Annotated in this window: 18 protein-coding genes; 10 read left to right on the forward strand and 8 right to left on the reverse strand. The window is 69.2% G+C overall.

Going from position 1 to position 15,485, the window contains the following annotated elements; all coding sequences use genetic code 11:
- Positions 1-265 precede the first annotated feature (265 nt).
- The 4 genes from G6048_RS49505 (at position 266) to G6048_RS14435 (ending at position 2,405) form a co-directional block, all read left to right on the forward strand.
- Complete coding sequence (locus G6048_RS49505) at positions 266-535, forward strand: helix-turn-helix domain-containing protein (protein ID WP_235989800.1); 270 nt, start codon at positions 266-268, stop codon at positions 533-535.
- A gap of 72 nt (positions 536-607) precedes the next feature.
- Positions 608-1,480 carry an XRE family transcriptional regulator gene (locus G6048_RS14425; RefSeq protein WP_235989801.1) on the forward strand — a complete coding sequence of 291 codons (873 nt, stop codon included), beginning with the start codon at positions 608-610 and terminating at the stop codon, positions 1,478-1,480.
- A 158-nt stretch (positions 1,481-1,638) separates the two neighbouring features.
- Positions 1,639-1,977 (forward strand): hypothetical protein, encoded by a 339-nt coding sequence (locus G6048_RS14430; RefSeq protein ID WP_165339922.1) that lies wholly within the window; start codon positions 1,639-1,641, stop codon positions 1,975-1,977.
- The gene (locus tag G6048_RS14435) at positions 1,977-2,405 is read left to right on the forward strand and encodes a hypothetical protein (protein ID WP_408056136.1); all 429 of its coding nucleotides are present in this window, start codon (positions 1,977-1,979) and stop codon (positions 2,403-2,405) included. Before G6048_RS14430 ends, G6048_RS14435 begins: the two co-directional genes overlap by 1 nt.
- On the opposite strand, the gene G6048_RS14440 is transcribed toward G6048_RS14435, so the two are convergent.
- Complete coding sequence (locus tag G6048_RS14440) at positions 2,402-3,205, reverse strand: class I SAM-dependent methyltransferase (RefSeq protein WP_165339923.1); 804 nt, start codon at positions 3,203-3,205, stop codon at positions 2,402-2,404. The two genes, G6048_RS14435 and G6048_RS14440, sit on opposite strands and share 4 nt — an antisense overlap.
- A gap of 523 nt (positions 3,206-3,728) precedes the next feature.
- On the opposite strand from G6048_RS14440, the gene G6048_RS14445 reads away from it, so the two are divergent.
- The gene (locus G6048_RS14445; RefSeq protein WP_165339924.1) at positions 3,729-4,124 is read left to right on the forward strand and encodes a hypothetical protein; all 396 of its coding nucleotides are present in this window, start codon (positions 3,729-3,731) and stop codon (positions 4,122-4,124) included.
- Between the two features lie 53 nt (positions 4,125-4,177).
- Here the strand turns inward: G6048_RS14445 and G6048_RS14450 are convergent, their stop codons facing one another.
- On the reverse strand, positions 4,178-4,639 hold the full coding sequence (locus tag G6048_RS14450; protein WP_165339925.1) for a DUF2000 domain-containing protein: 462 nt from the start codon (positions 4,637-4,639) through the stop codon (positions 4,178-4,180).
- A gap of 49 nt (positions 4,640-4,688) precedes the next feature.
- Here G6048_RS14450 and G6048_RS14455 point away from each other — a divergent pair, with 49 nt between their 5' ends.
- The gene (locus G6048_RS14455) at positions 4,689-5,528 is read left to right on the forward strand and encodes a helix-turn-helix transcriptional regulator (protein ID WP_165339926.1); all 840 of its coding nucleotides are present in this window, start codon (positions 4,689-4,691) and stop codon (positions 5,526-5,528) included.
- Here G6048_RS14455 and G6048_RS14460 read toward each other — a convergent pair.
- On the reverse strand, positions 5,506-6,006 hold the full coding sequence (locus G6048_RS14460; RefSeq protein WP_165339927.1) for a type III secretion system chaperone family protein: 501 nt from the start codon (positions 6,004-6,006) through the stop codon (positions 5,506-5,508). The two genes, G6048_RS14455 and G6048_RS14460, sit on opposite strands and share 23 nt — an antisense overlap.
- Entirely contained in the window at positions 5,999-7,336 is a 1,338-nt protein-coding gene (mshA, locus tag G6048_RS14465; protein WP_165339928.1) for a D-inositol-3-phosphate glycosyltransferase, read from the reverse strand. The genes G6048_RS14460 and mshA overlap by 8 nt, the downstream gene beginning before the upstream one ends.
- Before the next feature lie 265 nt (positions 7,337-7,601).
- On the opposite strand from mshA, the gene G6048_RS14470 reads away from it, so the two are divergent.
- The 3 genes from G6048_RS14470 to G6048_RS14480 all read left to right on the forward strand — a co-directional run bounded on the left by G6048_RS14470 (position 7,602) and on the right by G6048_RS14480 (position 11,562).
- Entirely contained in the window at positions 7,602-8,414 is an 813-nt protein-coding gene (locus tag G6048_RS14470; RefSeq protein WP_165339929.1) for a class I SAM-dependent methyltransferase, read from the forward strand.
- Between the two features lie 359 nt (positions 8,415-8,773).
- Positions 8,774-9,853 carry a C40 family peptidase gene (locus G6048_RS14475; protein ID WP_165339930.1) on the forward strand — a complete coding sequence of 360 codons (1,080 nt, stop codon included), beginning with the start codon at positions 8,774-8,776 and terminating at the stop codon, positions 9,851-9,853.
- A gap of 368 nt (positions 9,854-10,221) precedes the next feature.
- Complete coding sequence (locus tag G6048_RS14480; RefSeq protein WP_165339931.1) at positions 10,222-11,562, forward strand: PP2C family protein-serine/threonine phosphatase; 1,341 nt, start codon at positions 10,222-10,224, stop codon at positions 11,560-11,562.
- Positions 11,563-11,686: 124 nt separating this feature from the next.
- Here G6048_RS14480 and G6048_RS14485 read toward each other — a convergent pair whose 3' ends face one another.
- From G6048_RS14485 to G6048_RS49510, 3 genes are all read right to left on the reverse strand, one after another.
- Positions 11,687-12,019 carry a DUF2516 family protein gene (locus G6048_RS14485; RefSeq protein ID WP_206341594.1) on the reverse strand — a complete coding sequence of 111 codons (333 nt, stop codon included), beginning with the start codon at positions 12,017-12,019 and terminating at the stop codon, positions 11,687-11,689.
- A 140-nt stretch (positions 12,020-12,159) separates the two neighbouring features.
- Positions 12,160-12,768, reverse strand: a complete 609-nt coding sequence (locus G6048_RS14490) for a hypothetical protein (protein WP_165339932.1) — start codon at positions 12,766-12,768, stop codon at positions 12,160-12,162.
- A gap of 99 nt (positions 12,769-12,867) precedes the next feature.
- On the reverse strand, positions 12,868-13,482 hold the full coding sequence (locus tag G6048_RS49510) for a helix-turn-helix domain-containing protein (RefSeq protein ID WP_235989803.1): 615 nt from the start codon (positions 13,480-13,482) through the stop codon (positions 12,868-12,870).
- 208 nt (positions 13,483-13,690) lie between these two features.
- On the opposite strand from G6048_RS49510, the gene G6048_RS14500 reads away from it, so the two are divergent.
- On the forward strand, positions 13,691-14,272 hold the full coding sequence (locus tag G6048_RS14500; RefSeq protein WP_165339933.1) for a dihydrofolate reductase family protein: 582 nt from the start codon (positions 13,691-13,693) through the stop codon (positions 14,270-14,272).
- A 216-nt stretch (positions 14,273-14,488) separates the two neighbouring features.
- Here G6048_RS14500 and G6048_RS14505 read toward each other — a convergent pair whose 3' ends face one another.
- Positions 14,489-15,364 carry a GNAT family N-acetyltransferase gene (locus tag G6048_RS14505; RefSeq protein ID WP_165339934.1) on the reverse strand — a complete coding sequence of 292 codons (876 nt, stop codon included), beginning with the start codon at positions 15,362-15,364 and terminating at the stop codon, positions 14,489-14,491.
- Between the last annotated feature and the right edge of the window lie 121 nt (positions 15,365-15,485).

A 15,485-nucleotide genomic window follows, 5' to 3' on the forward strand; every position in this document is an offset into this window, starting at 1 on the left:
GTGCGGTGGTGGGGACGGTGGCGGGGGTCGGGTACGGGGTGCTGATGCGCCGGTTGCCGGAGGAGGAGCCCTCCGCTCGGCGGTCGGAGGGCGGGGCGTCGAAGCCCCTGCCCGAGCAGGCGGCATGACCTCATCGGTCCGGTAGGCGCGTACGTGATCACGATCAGCGGGGAAGTTCCCGGATGAGGTGAACGATCCGCTGCTCTCGGACCTTCGCGGCGCATCCCGCGTAGCGTGGTTACAGGACTTTCTCGCGGGGGTGACCATGCAGTCCCACGAAGAACCCGGCATCGGAGACCGGATCGCCCGGCTGCGCATGCGACGGAAACTGACGCAGGAAGGGCTCGCCGAACGTGCGGGACTCTCCGTCGATGTCGTCCGCAAGCTGGAACAGGGAGTTCGGCAGACCGCCCGCCTCACCACACTCAACGCGCTGGCGCGCGCTCTGGACGTGGAACCGTCCACGCTCGTCGGGCAGCCCGCCACCTTCGAGGTGCGCGATGAAGAAGATCAGCCCTCTGTCCTCGCTCTGTGACAGGCCGTCTCTCCCGTATCCGATCTGCTCGGCGAAGAGGCAGACCCCGAGGATCCTCCCTCGATCGAAGGGTTGCAGGCCTCGCTGCAGTCCACCGAGCGCATTCGGCGCGAGGGACGCATGGGGGAAATCGGTTCTCTGCTGCCGCAGTTGATCCGAGATGCGAAAGCCGCAGCTCGAACTCACGGCGGCAGTCAGGCTGCTGCGGCTCAATCCGTCCTTGCTGAGGCCTATCAGGTCGCCGCCACCACTCTGACAGCGCTCGGCAAGGAAGACGCCGCCTTCACTGCCCTCGAGCGTTCAATGGAGGCCGCTCGGCATGGAGATGACCCACATCTCGAAACGGTGGGATTCTCCAGCCTCGCCTGGGTCCTCACCAAGCAAGGCCGTCTGGCGGACGCCGAGCGCGTCGCGACTACAGCGGCCGAGCGCATCGAACCCAAATTCCGGTCTCAGCCCATCGAACTCGCGCTCTGGGGAATCCTCTTGCTCCGCGCCGCGACCGCAGCCGTACGGCTGGAACGGCGGGACACGGTCCGAGATCTTCTGAACATGGCCAGTGCGGCGGCTGCCCGGATCGGCACAGACCGGATCGACTACGCCACACCGTTCGGCCCGACCAACGCCGGTGTGGCCAAGGTCAACTTCCTTGTGGAGATGGGAGAGGGCTCGGACGCGCTACGCGTAGCCCGAGCCGTACCTGATCTGGCGTCACTGCCGCCGACATGGCGCGCGCGGTTCCATGTCGACCGGGCGCTTGCATACGCCGACCTGAACAAGGACGACGGTGCGTGCCAGGCATTGCTCACTGCCGAGCACACCGCTCCCGAGTGGATGCGCTACCACTCCACGAGTCGTCGCTTGGTTGCCGAACTACGCAACCGGGAGCGTCACCGTACCTCCCCCATCACGGAACTTGCGGACCGCTTGGACCTCGACCAGTAGGACGCCCTGTCCTAGCGGCCCCTCACAGTGACACGACTCGTCACTGTCCGTACCAGCTCGCTCTCTCCAGCGTTACAGCGCCGTCAGACATGGCGGACCCCCGCAACCGCGCTGCATGCGGTCCGGGGGCAAGGCCCACCTGAAGAAAGCAGGCAGACATGCCGCACTTTATCGCCGTCCTCTGCACGCAGTTGCTGAGACTGCTGTTGCCCGCGCACGGCCGACACCGCGCGGTCCCACGCCCTGTCGACGACCCGCCCGAGGTGTCCCATGCGCCCCGGAGCGGATGCGCACCCGTACGCCACTGGCCTCATCGCCCCCGCTGCACCCTCCTCCGGGGCGAGGGCTCCCCCCTCGTACGCCCCTACGTCCTCTCCCTCGACGAGTGGCGGCACGAAAGGCGGCAGCAACGCCAGCGCCGTCGCACCCTCTGGCTCGCCGTGCACGGCATCGACATCGGCCCACGCCGGATCCACGGAGTGAAGGTGGCCGCGTAATGGACAACCTCGCGCGCACCACCACCCGCCTCCTCCCCTGGTCCGGCGCAGACGGGAAACCCTGCTATCTCCTCTCCGACGGCAGCGGCAGCGGCTACCTCTCCCGGATCGCCGACGACATCGAGTCCGTTCAGCTCGGCATGGGTAATGAACTGCTCGGCCACGCCCAGGAGTTGATCAAAGACCCGAAGGTAGGGCCCGCAGAACTCCGGTACCTCTCCGCCCGGCTGACCGAGTCCCTGCACGACGTCCTCCGCGTCGCCGAGAGCCGTGGCGCCCGACTGCCGGCACCCGACAACTGCGACGCCGGGCGGCTCCTGCCAGCCCGGCCGACCGCCTCACCTTCGACGCGGCCATCATCGAAACCGGACGTGGTCTCCTACCGCCTCGCCCAGACCCGGGCACGAGCCGGTGCGACAGCTGCCTAAGAGTCCAAGTCCCCAACCTGTCCCACGAGCATGGAAACCCTCACATGCTCAGTGAACCGCTCGTCCGCGGGAAGTGCTTGCCGGATACGTTCGGCGAAGACGACGCGGTCGTCCGGTCCGGGCAACTGATCCTCGGGGATTGCCGAACACACTCCGCCGAACAGCTGATCGAAGCTCAGCTCACCGCTGTATTCGACCGCCAGTTCCCGCACATCGACGAAACCCGCGCACTTCAGAGCCTGGGCGTATCTCAGCCTGTCGTGGCTGCTGGTGCCGCAGGACGCTTCCAGCGTGGTGCCGAACCACCCTTCCAGACACCCGCGCAGGGCACGGGACCATGCGGTGTCCTGGAGCCACAGCGGCGTTCCGTTCGAAATCACCGCGATGCCTCCACCTCTGCGGAGCATCGGGGTCACAGCGCGGAAGAGTTCGTCGTGCTGCATCCAGTGAAGCGCCTGTCCGATGACCGTCAGCGCCAGCGACCGCTCTCCCATCAGCGCCCTCAGTGCCGGAACGTCGGTGTCGGCACCGAGCATCCAGGTCGCGTTCCGGATCCCCTGGTCATCGGCTGCGTCCCGGGCCAGCCGCAGCATGTCCGGCTCGGGGTCCATTCCCACCACGGAACGAACCCGGGAAGCGAAGGGAAGGGCGAGCTGGCCAGTGCCACACCCCACGTCGAGCACGACATCGGCTTCCGACAACTCGAAGGCTTCTTGCAAGGCATCGAAAACCTGGGAGGGGTACCCACGCCGGAACTCTGCGTAGTACTCGGCCACAGCGCCACTGAATCCCACCGTCATGCCCCCCCACCCTGCGGGGCTTCCGCCACACCGGAAAGCTCTCGCACCGGATGATCGCTATCCGCTGAACCTGAGACCGAGCCCCCGACGACCTGGTGCCCGCATGCCTTCCCCGCCCAGCCCGCAGACCGAGTGACATCGAAACTCGCCGATATTCAGAGGTTTACAGGCTCTCGGGATGACATCCGAACTCATCGGCAAGCGACATTCGTTGTCCCGACGGACCTGGGCTTTCGGCCCGTTGCCCCTGTTCGCCACGCACGGCTCGGGTATGCGCATTTGGCGCACCCCGCAGCACACCCGGTTCGACTCCCTCAGATGTACGGCGCCACGCCCCGCGAATGGCGGCAGCTCGCTCACCATCGGGCCGCTCCCCCGGCCCCCGACGAGCCCTAGGCGCGGCCCCGGACGCCCGGCGCCCGGGACCCCTCCCCGCCTCAACGCCCCATAGTTCAGGCGCTGCTGGATGGCGGCTTGCGCCGGGGTGTCGGCGCTTACGGGAAAACGGGAAGGGTGAGGGCCCATGGTCACTGGAGCGCCGGCGCGTATGCCGGTCAATGTCAAGTTCGCCGTGGCGGGGGTGTGGATTCAGGCCTTCTTCAATGGCTTCGCCGGGTACTTCATCCTGTCCGAGGTGAACGACCGGCTCGACCACGGCCAGGACGTCGACGGTCTGATGCGGCCGCTGGCATACATCTCCATCGCCGTGGCGCTCGTACTGGCCACCTGTGCCGCCCTGGCGCCGAAGCGGTACGGCTGGGTGCGTAACACCGTGCTCGTCATCGAGGTGTTCGCGGTGCTCAGCGGCCTGATCGGGCTGGCCGCCACCGCCACCCCCTCCTACGCCGTCGGCATGGCCCTCGCCCTCGGGATCGCGGCCGGGTTCAGCGGCGAGGGAGGGAAGTGGTTCGAGCGCTGAGGGCCGGGGCCAGGGCCAGGGTTAGAGCCGGCAACGGGACCAGGTCCAGGACTTCAGGGGTGCATTCGCGCTCCCTTCACCACCTTGTCCACGCCGTTGCGCGGCCCGTACACCGCGAGGCCCACCAGGTCCAACTCCCCTGTGGGGACGGCCCGTACGGCCGCGCGGTTGTCCCGGTCGTTGCCCGTGGTGAACAGGTCCGACGTGAAGAGCGAGCGGGGCAGTGCGCGGGTGAGGGCGCGGCTGTGGGCCGCGGTCAGGGTCTCCTTGGAGCCCTCGAAGACCATCACGGGCTGGCGGAACATCCGGAGGTACGGGGTTCCGTCGGCGTCCTCGTACGGCTCACCGACCACCTCGGGCAGCTCGGTGCCCAGGCCGCTGACCAGGAAGGCGGTCACATTCAGGCGCTGCCAGGACTCCAGGTCGTCCCGCAGGAGCACGGCGATCTTGGTCTCGGTGGGGGTCCCCCCGCTCGAGCGAAGCCGAGAGTGGGGGAGGATTGGTTCGTTGTTCATGGGACGAGACTGACGGCCGCCGTACGCCACGGTCTTGTACGTTTCTTGCATGGTGTCCCGGCAGGAAGTGTCCGCCTGGCGCCCGCGTGTCCCGGGTGTCGTGGAGGTGTTCCACGCCCACTTCACGGAGTACGCGTATCCCATGCACGTACACGACGCGTGGACCCTCCTGATCGTCGACGACGGCGCCGTACGCTACGACCTCGACCGGCACGAGCACGGCACCCCGCACGACACGGTCACCCTGCTCCCGCCGCACGTGCCGCACAACGGCTCCCCCGCGACGCCGCACGGCTTCCGCAAGCGCGTCCTCTACCTGGACGCGACCCAGCTCGACGAGAGCTTCATCGGCCCGGCGGTGGACGGCCCCGACCTTGCGGATCCCGTACTGCGCACGCGAGTCGGGCAACTGCACTCGGCCCTGCGGCATCCCGGTGACGAGCTGGAGGCCGCGAGCCGGCTCGCGCTCATCGGCGAGCGGCTGCGCGGGCATCTGCGGCCCCGGCTGACCGGTCCGACCGGGGAACGGCCGTCGCCTGACCACGGCGTCGCGCACACGCTGCGCGAGCTCCTCGACGCCCGCCTCGTCCCGGGTATCGCCCTGGACGAGGCCGCGCGGCTGGTGCATGCCCATCCGGCCCATCTGGTACGGGCGTTCAGCGCGGCCTTCGGTATCGCCCCGCACCAGTACCTGATGTCACGCCGGGTCGACCGCGCCCGCCGACTGCTCCTCGGTGGTCACCCGCCGAGCGAGGTGGCCACGGCGACCGGCTTCTACGACCAGTCCCATCTGACGCGTCATTTCAAGCGGCTGGTGGGTGTGACTCCGGGCCGGTACGCCCGCGTCGACCGACGTGGACCAGGAGTCAGTCGCCGCGCGGCTTCGTGAGGTGCGCGAACGCGTCCAGGTTGCGCGTCGATTCGCCGCGCGACACCCGCCAGGCGTACTCCTTGCGGATCGCGGACGCGAAACCGAGCTCAAGGAGGGTGTTGAAACCGCCGTCGGCTGCTTCCAGGACCGAGCCGAGCAGCCGGTCGATCTCCTCGGATGTGACGGCGGCCAGGGGGAGTTTGCCGGTCACGTAGACGTCGCCGAGCGGGTCGACGGCGTAACTGACGCCATAGAGCTTGAGGTTGCGCTCCAGGAGCCAGCGGTGGACGCCGGACTCGTTCTCGTCGGGGTGCCGGATCACGAAGGCGTTGAGGGACAGGGAGTGCCTGCCGACGATCAGTGAGACGGTCGTGGACAGTTTGCGGGTGCCGGGGAGCTTCACTACGTAGGTGCCGGGTTCGGGGCTCTCCCACTCGAGTTCGGCGTCCTTGAGGAAGCCCTCGACGACCTGTGCGGCCTGCCGTTCGTCAGCCATGGTGGGAGCGTACGCGACGGCGGTGCTCGTGGACCGCGGCCGTGTAGACGTCCGCGGTGGCCGAGGCCGCGGTGTTCCAGCCGAAGGACTTGGCGTGCCAGGCGGCGGCCTCGCCCATCCGCTCCGGGAGCGCGGGGTTGTCGGCGAAATCACGCAGCACGCGCGCGTAGTCGACGGGATCGTGCCCGGGGACCAAAAAGCCGGTCTCCTTGTCGCGTACGGCGACGGGGAGCCCACCCACCGCGGCCGCGAGTACGGGGGTCCCGGTCGCCTGCGCCTCTACGGCGACGAGCCCGAACGACTCGTTGTAGGAGGGCATGACGAGGACGGAGGCGGCCCGGAACCAGTCCGCGAGCTTGTCCTGGCCGACGGGCGGGCGGAACCAGACGACGTCGGCGATGCCCAGGCGGGCGGCGAGTTTCTGCAGGCCTTCAGGCTTGGCGAGTCCGCTGCCGCTCGGACCGCCCACTACAGGGACGACGATTTTCGAGCGGAGCTCAGGGCGCTCCTGAAGGAGGACGGCTACGGCGCGCAGCAGTACGTCGGGGGCCTTCAGGGGCTGGATACGGCCCGCGAAGAGGGGGATCAGGGCGTCCTGCGGGAGCCCGAGGCGGGCACGGGCGGCGGCGCGGCCGTCGGCGGGGCGGAAGCGGTCGAGGTTCACGCCGGGGTGGACGACCGCGACCTTGCCGGGTTCGGCGTCGTAGTGGCGTACGAGTTCGTCGGCCTCTTCGGAGGTGTTGGCGATGAGGCGGTCGGCGGCGCGGACGATCTGGGTCTCGCCGATGACGCGGGCTGCGGGTTCGGGGGTGTCGCCCTCGGCCAGGGCGGCGTTCTTGACCTTCGCCATGGTGTGCATGGCGTGCACCAGGGGGGCGCCCCAGCGTTCGGCGGCCAGCCAGCCGACGTGGCCGGAGAGCCAGTAGTGCGAGTGCACCAGGTCGTAGTAGCCGGGGCGGTGACCGGCCCAGGCCTGCATCACGCCGTGCGTGAAGGCGCACAGCTGGGCGGGCAGGTCCTCCTTGGCGAGGCCTTCGAACGGGCCGGCGTCGACGTGGCGTACGAGGACGCCGGGCGCAAGTTCCACCTTGGGCGGCAGGCCGCCTGTGGTCGCGCGGGTGAAGATCTCGACCTCGATGTTGATCGCGGCGAGGCGCTGGGCCAGCTCCACGATGTAGACGTTCATGCCGCCGGCGTCGCCCGTGCCGGGCTGGTGCAGTGGCGAGGTGTGCACGGAGAGCATCGCGACGCGGCGTGGCCTGCGGTGCAGCCTGAGCCTCGGGGGCGTCGCCGCGGAGCGGCGCCCGAGCCTGCTCACGTACTGGCTCACGTGGCGTTCCTCCTTGCTGCGGGCATGCCGGACTGGAAGACCTGGAGTGCCCTCCAAAGCCGGAACGCCGGAGCACCCCGTTCCATTTCCTCTTTACCGAATCATTGCCGAATCTCGCTCAACCGTTCGAGGTTGCCGTGCGTACAGGTGTTGGGTAGAGGCGGTAGCCGCCCCCCGGTGCACCGACCCCACTGCACCCAGGCCCGCCGTGTCTGGCCGCTACGCCCAGACCCCGTTGTCAGAGCCGCGCCCTACCCTCGTACGCATGACATCCCGCGCAGCGCCCGCCCCCGTGGGAACGGTGACGCGCGGGACCACCAACCCCAACCGGCTGCGGCGCATGGACCGCTGGATCGCCGCCGCCCACGGCGCCGAGCTGCGCCGGGCCGGCGACGCGGTGGCGGTCGACCTCGGTTACGGAGCCGCGCACTGGACCCCGGCGGAACTCCTCCAGCGGCTGCGCACCGTCGCTCCACGCACGCGCGTGGTCGGTGTCGAGATCGATCCGGCCCGGGTCGCGGCGGCGCGGCCGTACGAACGCGAGGGGCTCGCCTTCCGGCACGGCGGCTTCGAGATCCCGCTTCCGGAGCGGCCCTCACTGATCCGCGCGGCGAACGTACTGCGCCAGTACGAGGAGGCGGAGGTCGCCGACGTCTGGGCGCGACTGTGCGCCCGCCTCGCGCCGGCGTCCGCCAACTCGCGCGGGGGGCTCCTCGTCGAGGGCACCTGCGACGAGATCGGCCGACGGCACGTCTGGGTCGCCCTCGGCGCCGAGGGCCCGCGCACCGTCACGTTCGCCACCCGCCTCGGCTCCCTGGACCACCCCTCCGACCTGGCCGAACGCCTCCCCAAGGCACTCATCCACCGCAACGTCCCCGGCGAACCGGTGCACGCCTTCCTGCGCGACTTCGACCACGCCTGGGCGGCAGCGGCGCCCTACGCCTCGTACGGCGTCCGCCAGCGCTGGATACGGGCCGTACGCGATCTGTCGGCCGACTGGCCGGTGACGGATGGCGTGACGCGCTGGCGGCAGGGCGAAGTGACCGTGCGGTGGGGGGCGTTGGCGCCTCGCGGGTAGTCCCGGCCGCCACCCTCCGCGCCTTTCTCGTGAGCCCGCGCCCCTGAACCGGCGTGCGGTGTTGCGTCGTTGCGTCGTTGCGTCGTTGCGTCGTTGCGTCGTTGCGTCGGGAAGGATCTCCGAGAGTGACGGGAACGATCTCCGTGAGTCGTTCGTCACATGAGCGGGGAGATCATCGTCGAGTGGGCAGGCCCCGGGGGGAGTTGCCGAGTGGGCGGCGACCCGAGGGGAGTCGAGAGAGGCGACCTGAGGGGAGTTGGGGGAGTTCGCGTCTGCCTCTGTCGGATTGCGGGGCGCCATGCCACCATCCCCCGAGGCACCCGTAAGTTACTGACGGTAAATCAGCTTGGGAGCGGAGTATGGGAGCGGGCAAGCGGAGCCTGACCACGGTGACCATGGCCCTGGCCTGCGCGGCGGCCATCTTGGCCGCGCCCGGGGTGGCGTACGCGGAGCCGACACCGGGCCCGACACCACCACGGACACCGTCCTCAACACCCGCGAGCACCAAGGACCTTGAGGCGATCCGCAAGAAGCTGGACAAGCTCTACCACGACGCGGCGGTCGCCACGGACGCGTACAACGCGGCGGAGGAGAAGACCGACAAGCAGTCCGCCCAGATCGTCGAGCTGGCCCGCGCGATCGTCCAGGGCCAGGCAAAGCTGGACAAGTTGAAGGACCGGGCGGGTGCGGCGGCCCGCGCCCAGTACCGCAGCGGCGGACTGCCGCCCGAGGCGCAGCTGATGCTCAGCGGCGACCCTCAGGAGTACCTGGACGGAGCGGGCCGGGTGCGCCAGGGCGAGCGGGCGACCAAGGGCATGCTCGCCGAACTGGCCCGTACGCAGAAGGACTTGAAGCAGTACGCGAAGGACGCCTCCGCCCAGTGGCAGAAGCTGGAGGCCAACCGCAAGGCCAAGGCCGAGGCCAAGAAGAAGGTCACGAAGCAGATCGCCGCCGCCGAGAAGCTCGAGTCAGAGCTGGAGAAGGACGAGAAGGATCGGCTCGCCGAACTGGAGCGGGAGGCCGCGGCCAAGGCTCAGACGGCCTGGCTGGATTCCGGCGTACTCGAGGACATCAAGGGCGAGGCGACGGCGGCGGGCAAGAAGGCCGTGGAGTACGCGACGGAGCAGATGGGCAAACCGTACGAATGGGGCGCCGAGGGCCCGAAGACGTACGACTGCTCCGGTCTGACCTCGCAGGCGTGGGCGGCGGCCGGCCAGGCGATCCCGCGTACATCGCAGGAGCAGTGGAAGCAGCTCGACCGCGTCGACATCAAGGACATGCGCCCGGGCGACCTCATCATCTACAACTCCGACGCCAGCCATGTGGCGATGTACATAGGCGACGGCGCGATGATCCACGCCCCCCGGCCGGGGCGGACTGTGACGATGGCGGGGGCTGGGTCCATGCCGATCCTGGGGGTTGTGCGTCCGGCTGCGTGAGGGACGTGTCTGCATGAGTGACGTGGCTGCGTGAGGGACGTGAGGGAGTCCGGACGATGACCTGCCCTGACCACCATCCCCCTGCCGCAGTTTCCAACCCCTCACGCAACCCCTGACAAGTGACGCGCCCCACGTGACGTGCAGCACGTTCCGGGACCCCGATCAACCCCGGCGACGTGACGTTCGTCATCATCTGGAGAGCCGCCCGATGTCCAAATCCGTTAGGGGATGCGGCATATGACGGGGGCCGTTTTACGTACCGATCGCTTTACGCCATTCCTTTGTGGCCACAGCTGACGCTATGGTCCCCGTCGGTGGGCTAGACCTTGTCCCACCGTGCCCTCGGGGGGAGGGAAGGAACGAAGACGATGCCCGTACCCGTACCGCGGCAGAGAGCGATCCCGGCCGTGGAAGGTGGTCAGGCTCGCGCCGCCTCCAGAATCGGCGCCACGGCCGGCACCGCGTCCGCACCGGGCGCCTCGGCCGCTCAGGCGCCGTCCTCGGCCACGCGTAACGCCGGCGATCCGGTCGGCAGCACCTCGCTGACGCTGCTCGTGATCGAGGACGACCCGGCCGGTTCGCTGAGCGTGCCCGAGCTGCTCGACTCGGCCGGCAAGCCGATCCGGGTCCGTACCGCCCGCAACCTCACCGAGGCCGAGCGGCTGCTCACCGACGACGTCCACTGCATCCTGCTCGACCTCGCGCTGCCGGCGCCCGGCCGGGCCGTCGACGGCGACGACGAGCTGGCCCCGCTCCAGCACGTACTGCGGCTCGCGCCCCGGCACGCCGTCCTCGCGCTCACCGCGTCCGGGGACGCCGAACGCGGCGCTGAGGCGGTGCGCGTCGGCGCCCAGGACTACCTCTTCCGCGATGAGCTGGACGGCCGGCTGCTCAGCCGCGCGATCCGGTACGCGGTGGAACGCAAGCGGTCGGACACCGCCGAGCGGAAGCTCGCCGAGGGCCGGGTGCGCGCCCAGGAGAACCGCCGGCTGCATCGCGGCCTGCTACCCACGCCGCTCCTGGAGGGCTCCTCACTGCGGTTCGCCGCGCGCTACCGGCCCGGCCGCTCGCGCGCACTGCTCGGCGGCGACTTCTACGACACCGTGCGCACCCCGGACGGCACCGTGCACGCCATGATCGGCGACGTCTGCGGGCACGGCCCCGACGAGGCGGCGCTCGGCGTGGAGCTGCGCATCGCCTGGCGCGCGCTCACGCTGGCCGGCCTGTGCGGCGACGAACTGCTCGGCACGCTCCAGCAGGTCCTGGAGCACGAGCGCGACAGCGACGAGATCTTCGCGACGCTCTGCACGGTGGACATCGCACCGGACGGCCGCCGCGCCGGCCTGTGCCTGGCCGGACACCCCACCCCGCTGATCGCCCGCTCCGGCCACGTCGCCGAACTGCTCCCGTACGAGAGCGGCGGCCCGGCCCTCGGCCTGCTGCCGAACGCCCGCTGGCCGCGCCGGCAGGTGGAGTTGGGCGGCGCATGGAGCCTGATGCTCTATACGGACGGCCTGATAGAGGGCCGGATCGGCGCGGGCAAGGAACGACTCGGCCAAGAGGGAATGGTCGACATGGTCCGCCGCCAACTGGCCAAGAACCTGAGCGGCGAGGAACTCCTGACAGCGGCCGTGAACGAGGTCCGCGACCTCAACGGCGGGGAGCTGACGGACGACGTGGCGGTGCTGCTGCTGGAACGCCGACCGTAAGTCGCGTACAGCCTGGGTCGGCGCCAGCTGTGAGCCGCGTACGCGTGTCTCTGCGTCCGCCGTTATATAGCTCGTCGCGCGCACGCCTCAACGGCCGCCGCTATAGGGCCCGTGTACGCGCGCCTCAGCGTCCGCCGTTATAAGGCCCGTACGGACCATCGCTGCTGCTGCCCCCGCGACGGCCGCCGCCACCGCCCAAGACCTGCTTGAGCGCGGGGCGTACGTCCACGAAGAAGACGATCGTGGCGATGAGCCCGGCGATCTGCAGGAACAGGATCGGGACCAGCAGGTTCACGGCCACCGTGACGCCGAGGATGATCATCCAGAACATCTTGTTCTGCTTGTCCGCGGCGCGGTACGCGTCATCGCGGGCCATCGCCGCCAGCACAAGCGCCGCAACGGCGAGCACCAGCATGGCGAGGAAGAGCAGCGACATGAAGCCGCCGAATGCCGTCATCAGCACTGTGCCCACCACCCGATCGAGTCGTCTCTACGCCGTCACCGTACCCGGAGAACGCGTCGGGGACTCCGATAGTGCCCGGAGTCCCCGACGGTTCTTGCTCTGGTGAATCTCTGTTTACGCCCTACACGCCGCGCTTACTTGCTGGGCGGCGTCGTCTTCTTGGCCGTGGTCTTGCGGGCGGCCGGGGCCTTCTTGGCCGGGGCCGTCTTCTGCGCCGCGGCGGGCTCGGTCTTGGCCTCGGCGGGCTTCTCGTCCTTGACCTCCGCAGCCGCGGGCGCAGCCGGCTCGGGCTTCGGCTCGACCGCGACCGCGATCTCCTCGATCCCCTCGGCGGTCTCGCCGCGCCAGGTCTTCACGGTCTGCTCACCGTGCTCGGCGACCTTCTCGTAGGTCTCGCGCGCCTTCACGGCGTACTCGGCGGCCACGCCGACGCTGCGGAGGGCGAAGTCCTGAGCGGTCTCACCGATCTTCTTCAGGTCGGTGTCGAGCGTGCCGATGAACTCCGTGACCTTGCCCTGAAGGGTCTCCTGCGCCTCCTTGGCGCGGGTGGTGGCCTTCTCCTGGACGGAGTTCGGGTCGATGTGCCGGACGGCCTCGATCTTGGACGGGGCCTCGGTACGGATCTGCTCAACGATGCTGGGCACCTTCTTGGCCTGCTGGAAGGCCAGGTCGGCGGTGCCGGCGGCGAAGTAGAGCGGGGTCGGGTCGCTGAAGGTCTTGCGCAGGTCGTCGGTGATGGCCATGGCGATGGTCCTCCGGAAAGCTGTGAGTGAGGGTTTTATGTGGCGGTTTGTACGACGGCGTACGACCGCTACCGCGCGGTGGGGCTGCGTCGCCCCCGGTCAGCTCGCGGACTGCCGACCGTGCGGTGCACCGCGATCGTTCTTGCCGTGCTTGTCGTTCTTGCCGTTCTTGTTGTTCTTGTCGCTCTGGTGATCGTTGTTCTTCGTGTTCTCGTGCAGGCTGTCCTCGTCGTACGGGTCGTTCTGCTCGGCCTCGCTGCCGTCGGCCGTGCGGGCCCTGTCAACGGCGGTGACCCGACCTTCCGTTACGCCCTGAGGGTCCAGATCATCCTGAACGCCCGGAATTTCCTCGACATCCTTGATCTCGAAGCCGTTCTCCTTGCGGAACGACTCGTAGATCTGGAGCAGCACCTGCTTCTGCCGCTCACTGAGCGTCGGGTCGGCGATGATGACGGCTCGCGTCTCCACCTCGTCCCGGTCCCGCTCGGCGTCGAGGATCCCGGCCCGCACATACAGCGTCTCGGCGGAGATCCGCAGGGCCTTGGCGACCTGCTGCAAGACCTCCGCGCTCGGCTTGCGCAGCCCGCGCTCGATCTGACTCAGATACGGATTGGACACCCCGGCGGCCTCGGCAAGCTGCCGCAGGCTCAGCTGCGCATTGCGCCGCTGCTCCCGCAGATACTCACCAAGATTGCCGACGTTGAGCGTTGCCATGCCCCCACCTTGCCGCACCCCCGCTAACTATTGCAAGCACGCGCTTGCAATAGTGCGCTACGCCACTGTGCCGGGTCGGCGGGGCCCGGCCCCGCCTGCGCCCGGAAGCCGTATGCGCGGAAACCCTGACCCCGCCCCGAGCGATGTCGAGAACTCCCACGCGGCTCCGACGTCACCTCAGGAAGGCACCCAGCGGAGGGATGAGGTCATGAGCAAGATCGTTTCAGGTATCTCGATGTCGCTGGACGGGTTCGTCGCCGGTCCGAACGTCTCCCGCGAACAGCAACTGGGCGACGGCGGCCTGCCGCTGCACCAGTGGCTGCACCAGCCGGACCCGCGCGACATCGACCTGCTGGACGAGATGCGCGCAGGGCTGGGGTCGATCCTGATGGGCCGGGTGTCGTACGACCTGGCGGAGGGCGACGGCGGCTGGGGCGACGGCGGGCCCGCCGGACCGACGCCGTGCTTCGTGCTCACCCACAAGGCACCCGGCCTGGAGACGGTACGGGCGCCGTCGGTCTTCACCTTCGTCACCGACGGCATCCACAGCGCGGTGGCCCAGGCGAAGGCGGCGGCGGGCGGCAAGGCGGTCGCCGTGCACGGCGCGAGCGCCGCTCAGCAGTGCCTCGCGGCCGGGCTGCTGGACGAGATCCAGATCCATCTGGCCCCGGTCCTGCTCGGCGGCGGCACTCGGCTGTTCGAGCACCTGGGCGGGCAGTATCGGCTGGAGCGTACGAAGGTGGTCGAGACGCCGAACGCCACCCATCTGCGGTTCAGCGTGATCCGCTGACCGGCTCCGTGTCTGCAGCGAGTGCTGCGAGCGACCGCGAGGTGCTACCGGGTTTCACTCCGGCCCCTTGAAGGGCGATTCAGCACGGTGAGGTTCCCGACGAAGCGGCCCCCAGTGTTCAGGTCGAGTGAGACGGACCGCCCCAGCCCGTCTCACTCAACCTGAACCACCACAAGTCACAGCTTCACGCTGGTCCACCTTCACTGAGACAGGTCATCAGCCGGTCGGTGTGCCGGCGTAGGTGTGGGTGCGGGTGTACGCGGTGAAGCCCATGGACTCGTAGAGCCGCTTGGGGACGGGATAGGCGGCGTCGCCGCGCGAGTAGACGATGGCGCGGTGGCCGCCGGCGTCGGCGAAGGCGTGCAGCACCGCGGTGCAGACGGCGTGGGCGAGGCCGAGGCGGCGCTGGTCGGGGTGGGTGCCGACGGGTTCGAACTCGCCGATTCCGTTGGCGGGGTCGTACCAGCCTTGGCAGTAGGCGACGACTTCCCCGGTGGGCGAGGTCACGATGAGGTCGTGTTCGGGCCGGTAGGGCCAGGTGTCCCTCATGCGGGCGTGCCGTTCGGTGGTGATCCGGGTCGATCCGAAGGCGGCGCGGTGTGCTGCCGCCCGGCCTGCCACGTCGGCATGGTCGCGCTGGGGGCGGATCGAGTAACCGTCCGGCAGGAGCGGGATGTCCGGCAGGTCGGTGAGGGGGCGGCCCAGGCAGGTCATGAACGGGCCGTCGGTGGTCTGTGTGTATCCGCGCTGTTCCAGGGCCTTGACCAGGTGGGGTTCGGTCTCGGTGACGTCGATGGTCAGCGGGCCTGATGCCGTGTGTTCGGCCCAGGCGAGGACCTCGTGAGCCAGTTCCGGGTGCTCCGGGTCGACCTGGAGCATCAAGGTGTCGGGCAGTTCCAACCAGCCCCAGGCCAGCGTCTGTTCGTCCTGGCTCCAGACGGCTGTCGGGCACTGGTCGGCGCGGTCGAGGGCCAGGCACCAGTTCCATGTGAGGTCGCCGATGTGGTGGTAGCCGGCTGCCGGAAAGGTGCGGGTGGCCAGGCTCTGCATGGCGCGCAGTGCCTCGGGCCCGGCGTGCTCATGTCGTCGCATGGCGCCATGCTGTCCAACCCGTTTTTGATCAAGCAACGGAGTATCGGTGCCAAGGCCCGTGGTCGCAGGTCACTCACCGAGGACGCGTCGGGTACAGCGACTTCCCTCTAGTCCGACCGGT

This window comes from Streptomyces ureilyticus, from assembly GCF_011045025.1.
Classification (GTDB): Bacteria; Actinomycetota; Actinomycetes; order Streptomycetales; family Streptomycetaceae; genus Streptomyces; species Streptomyces ureilyticus.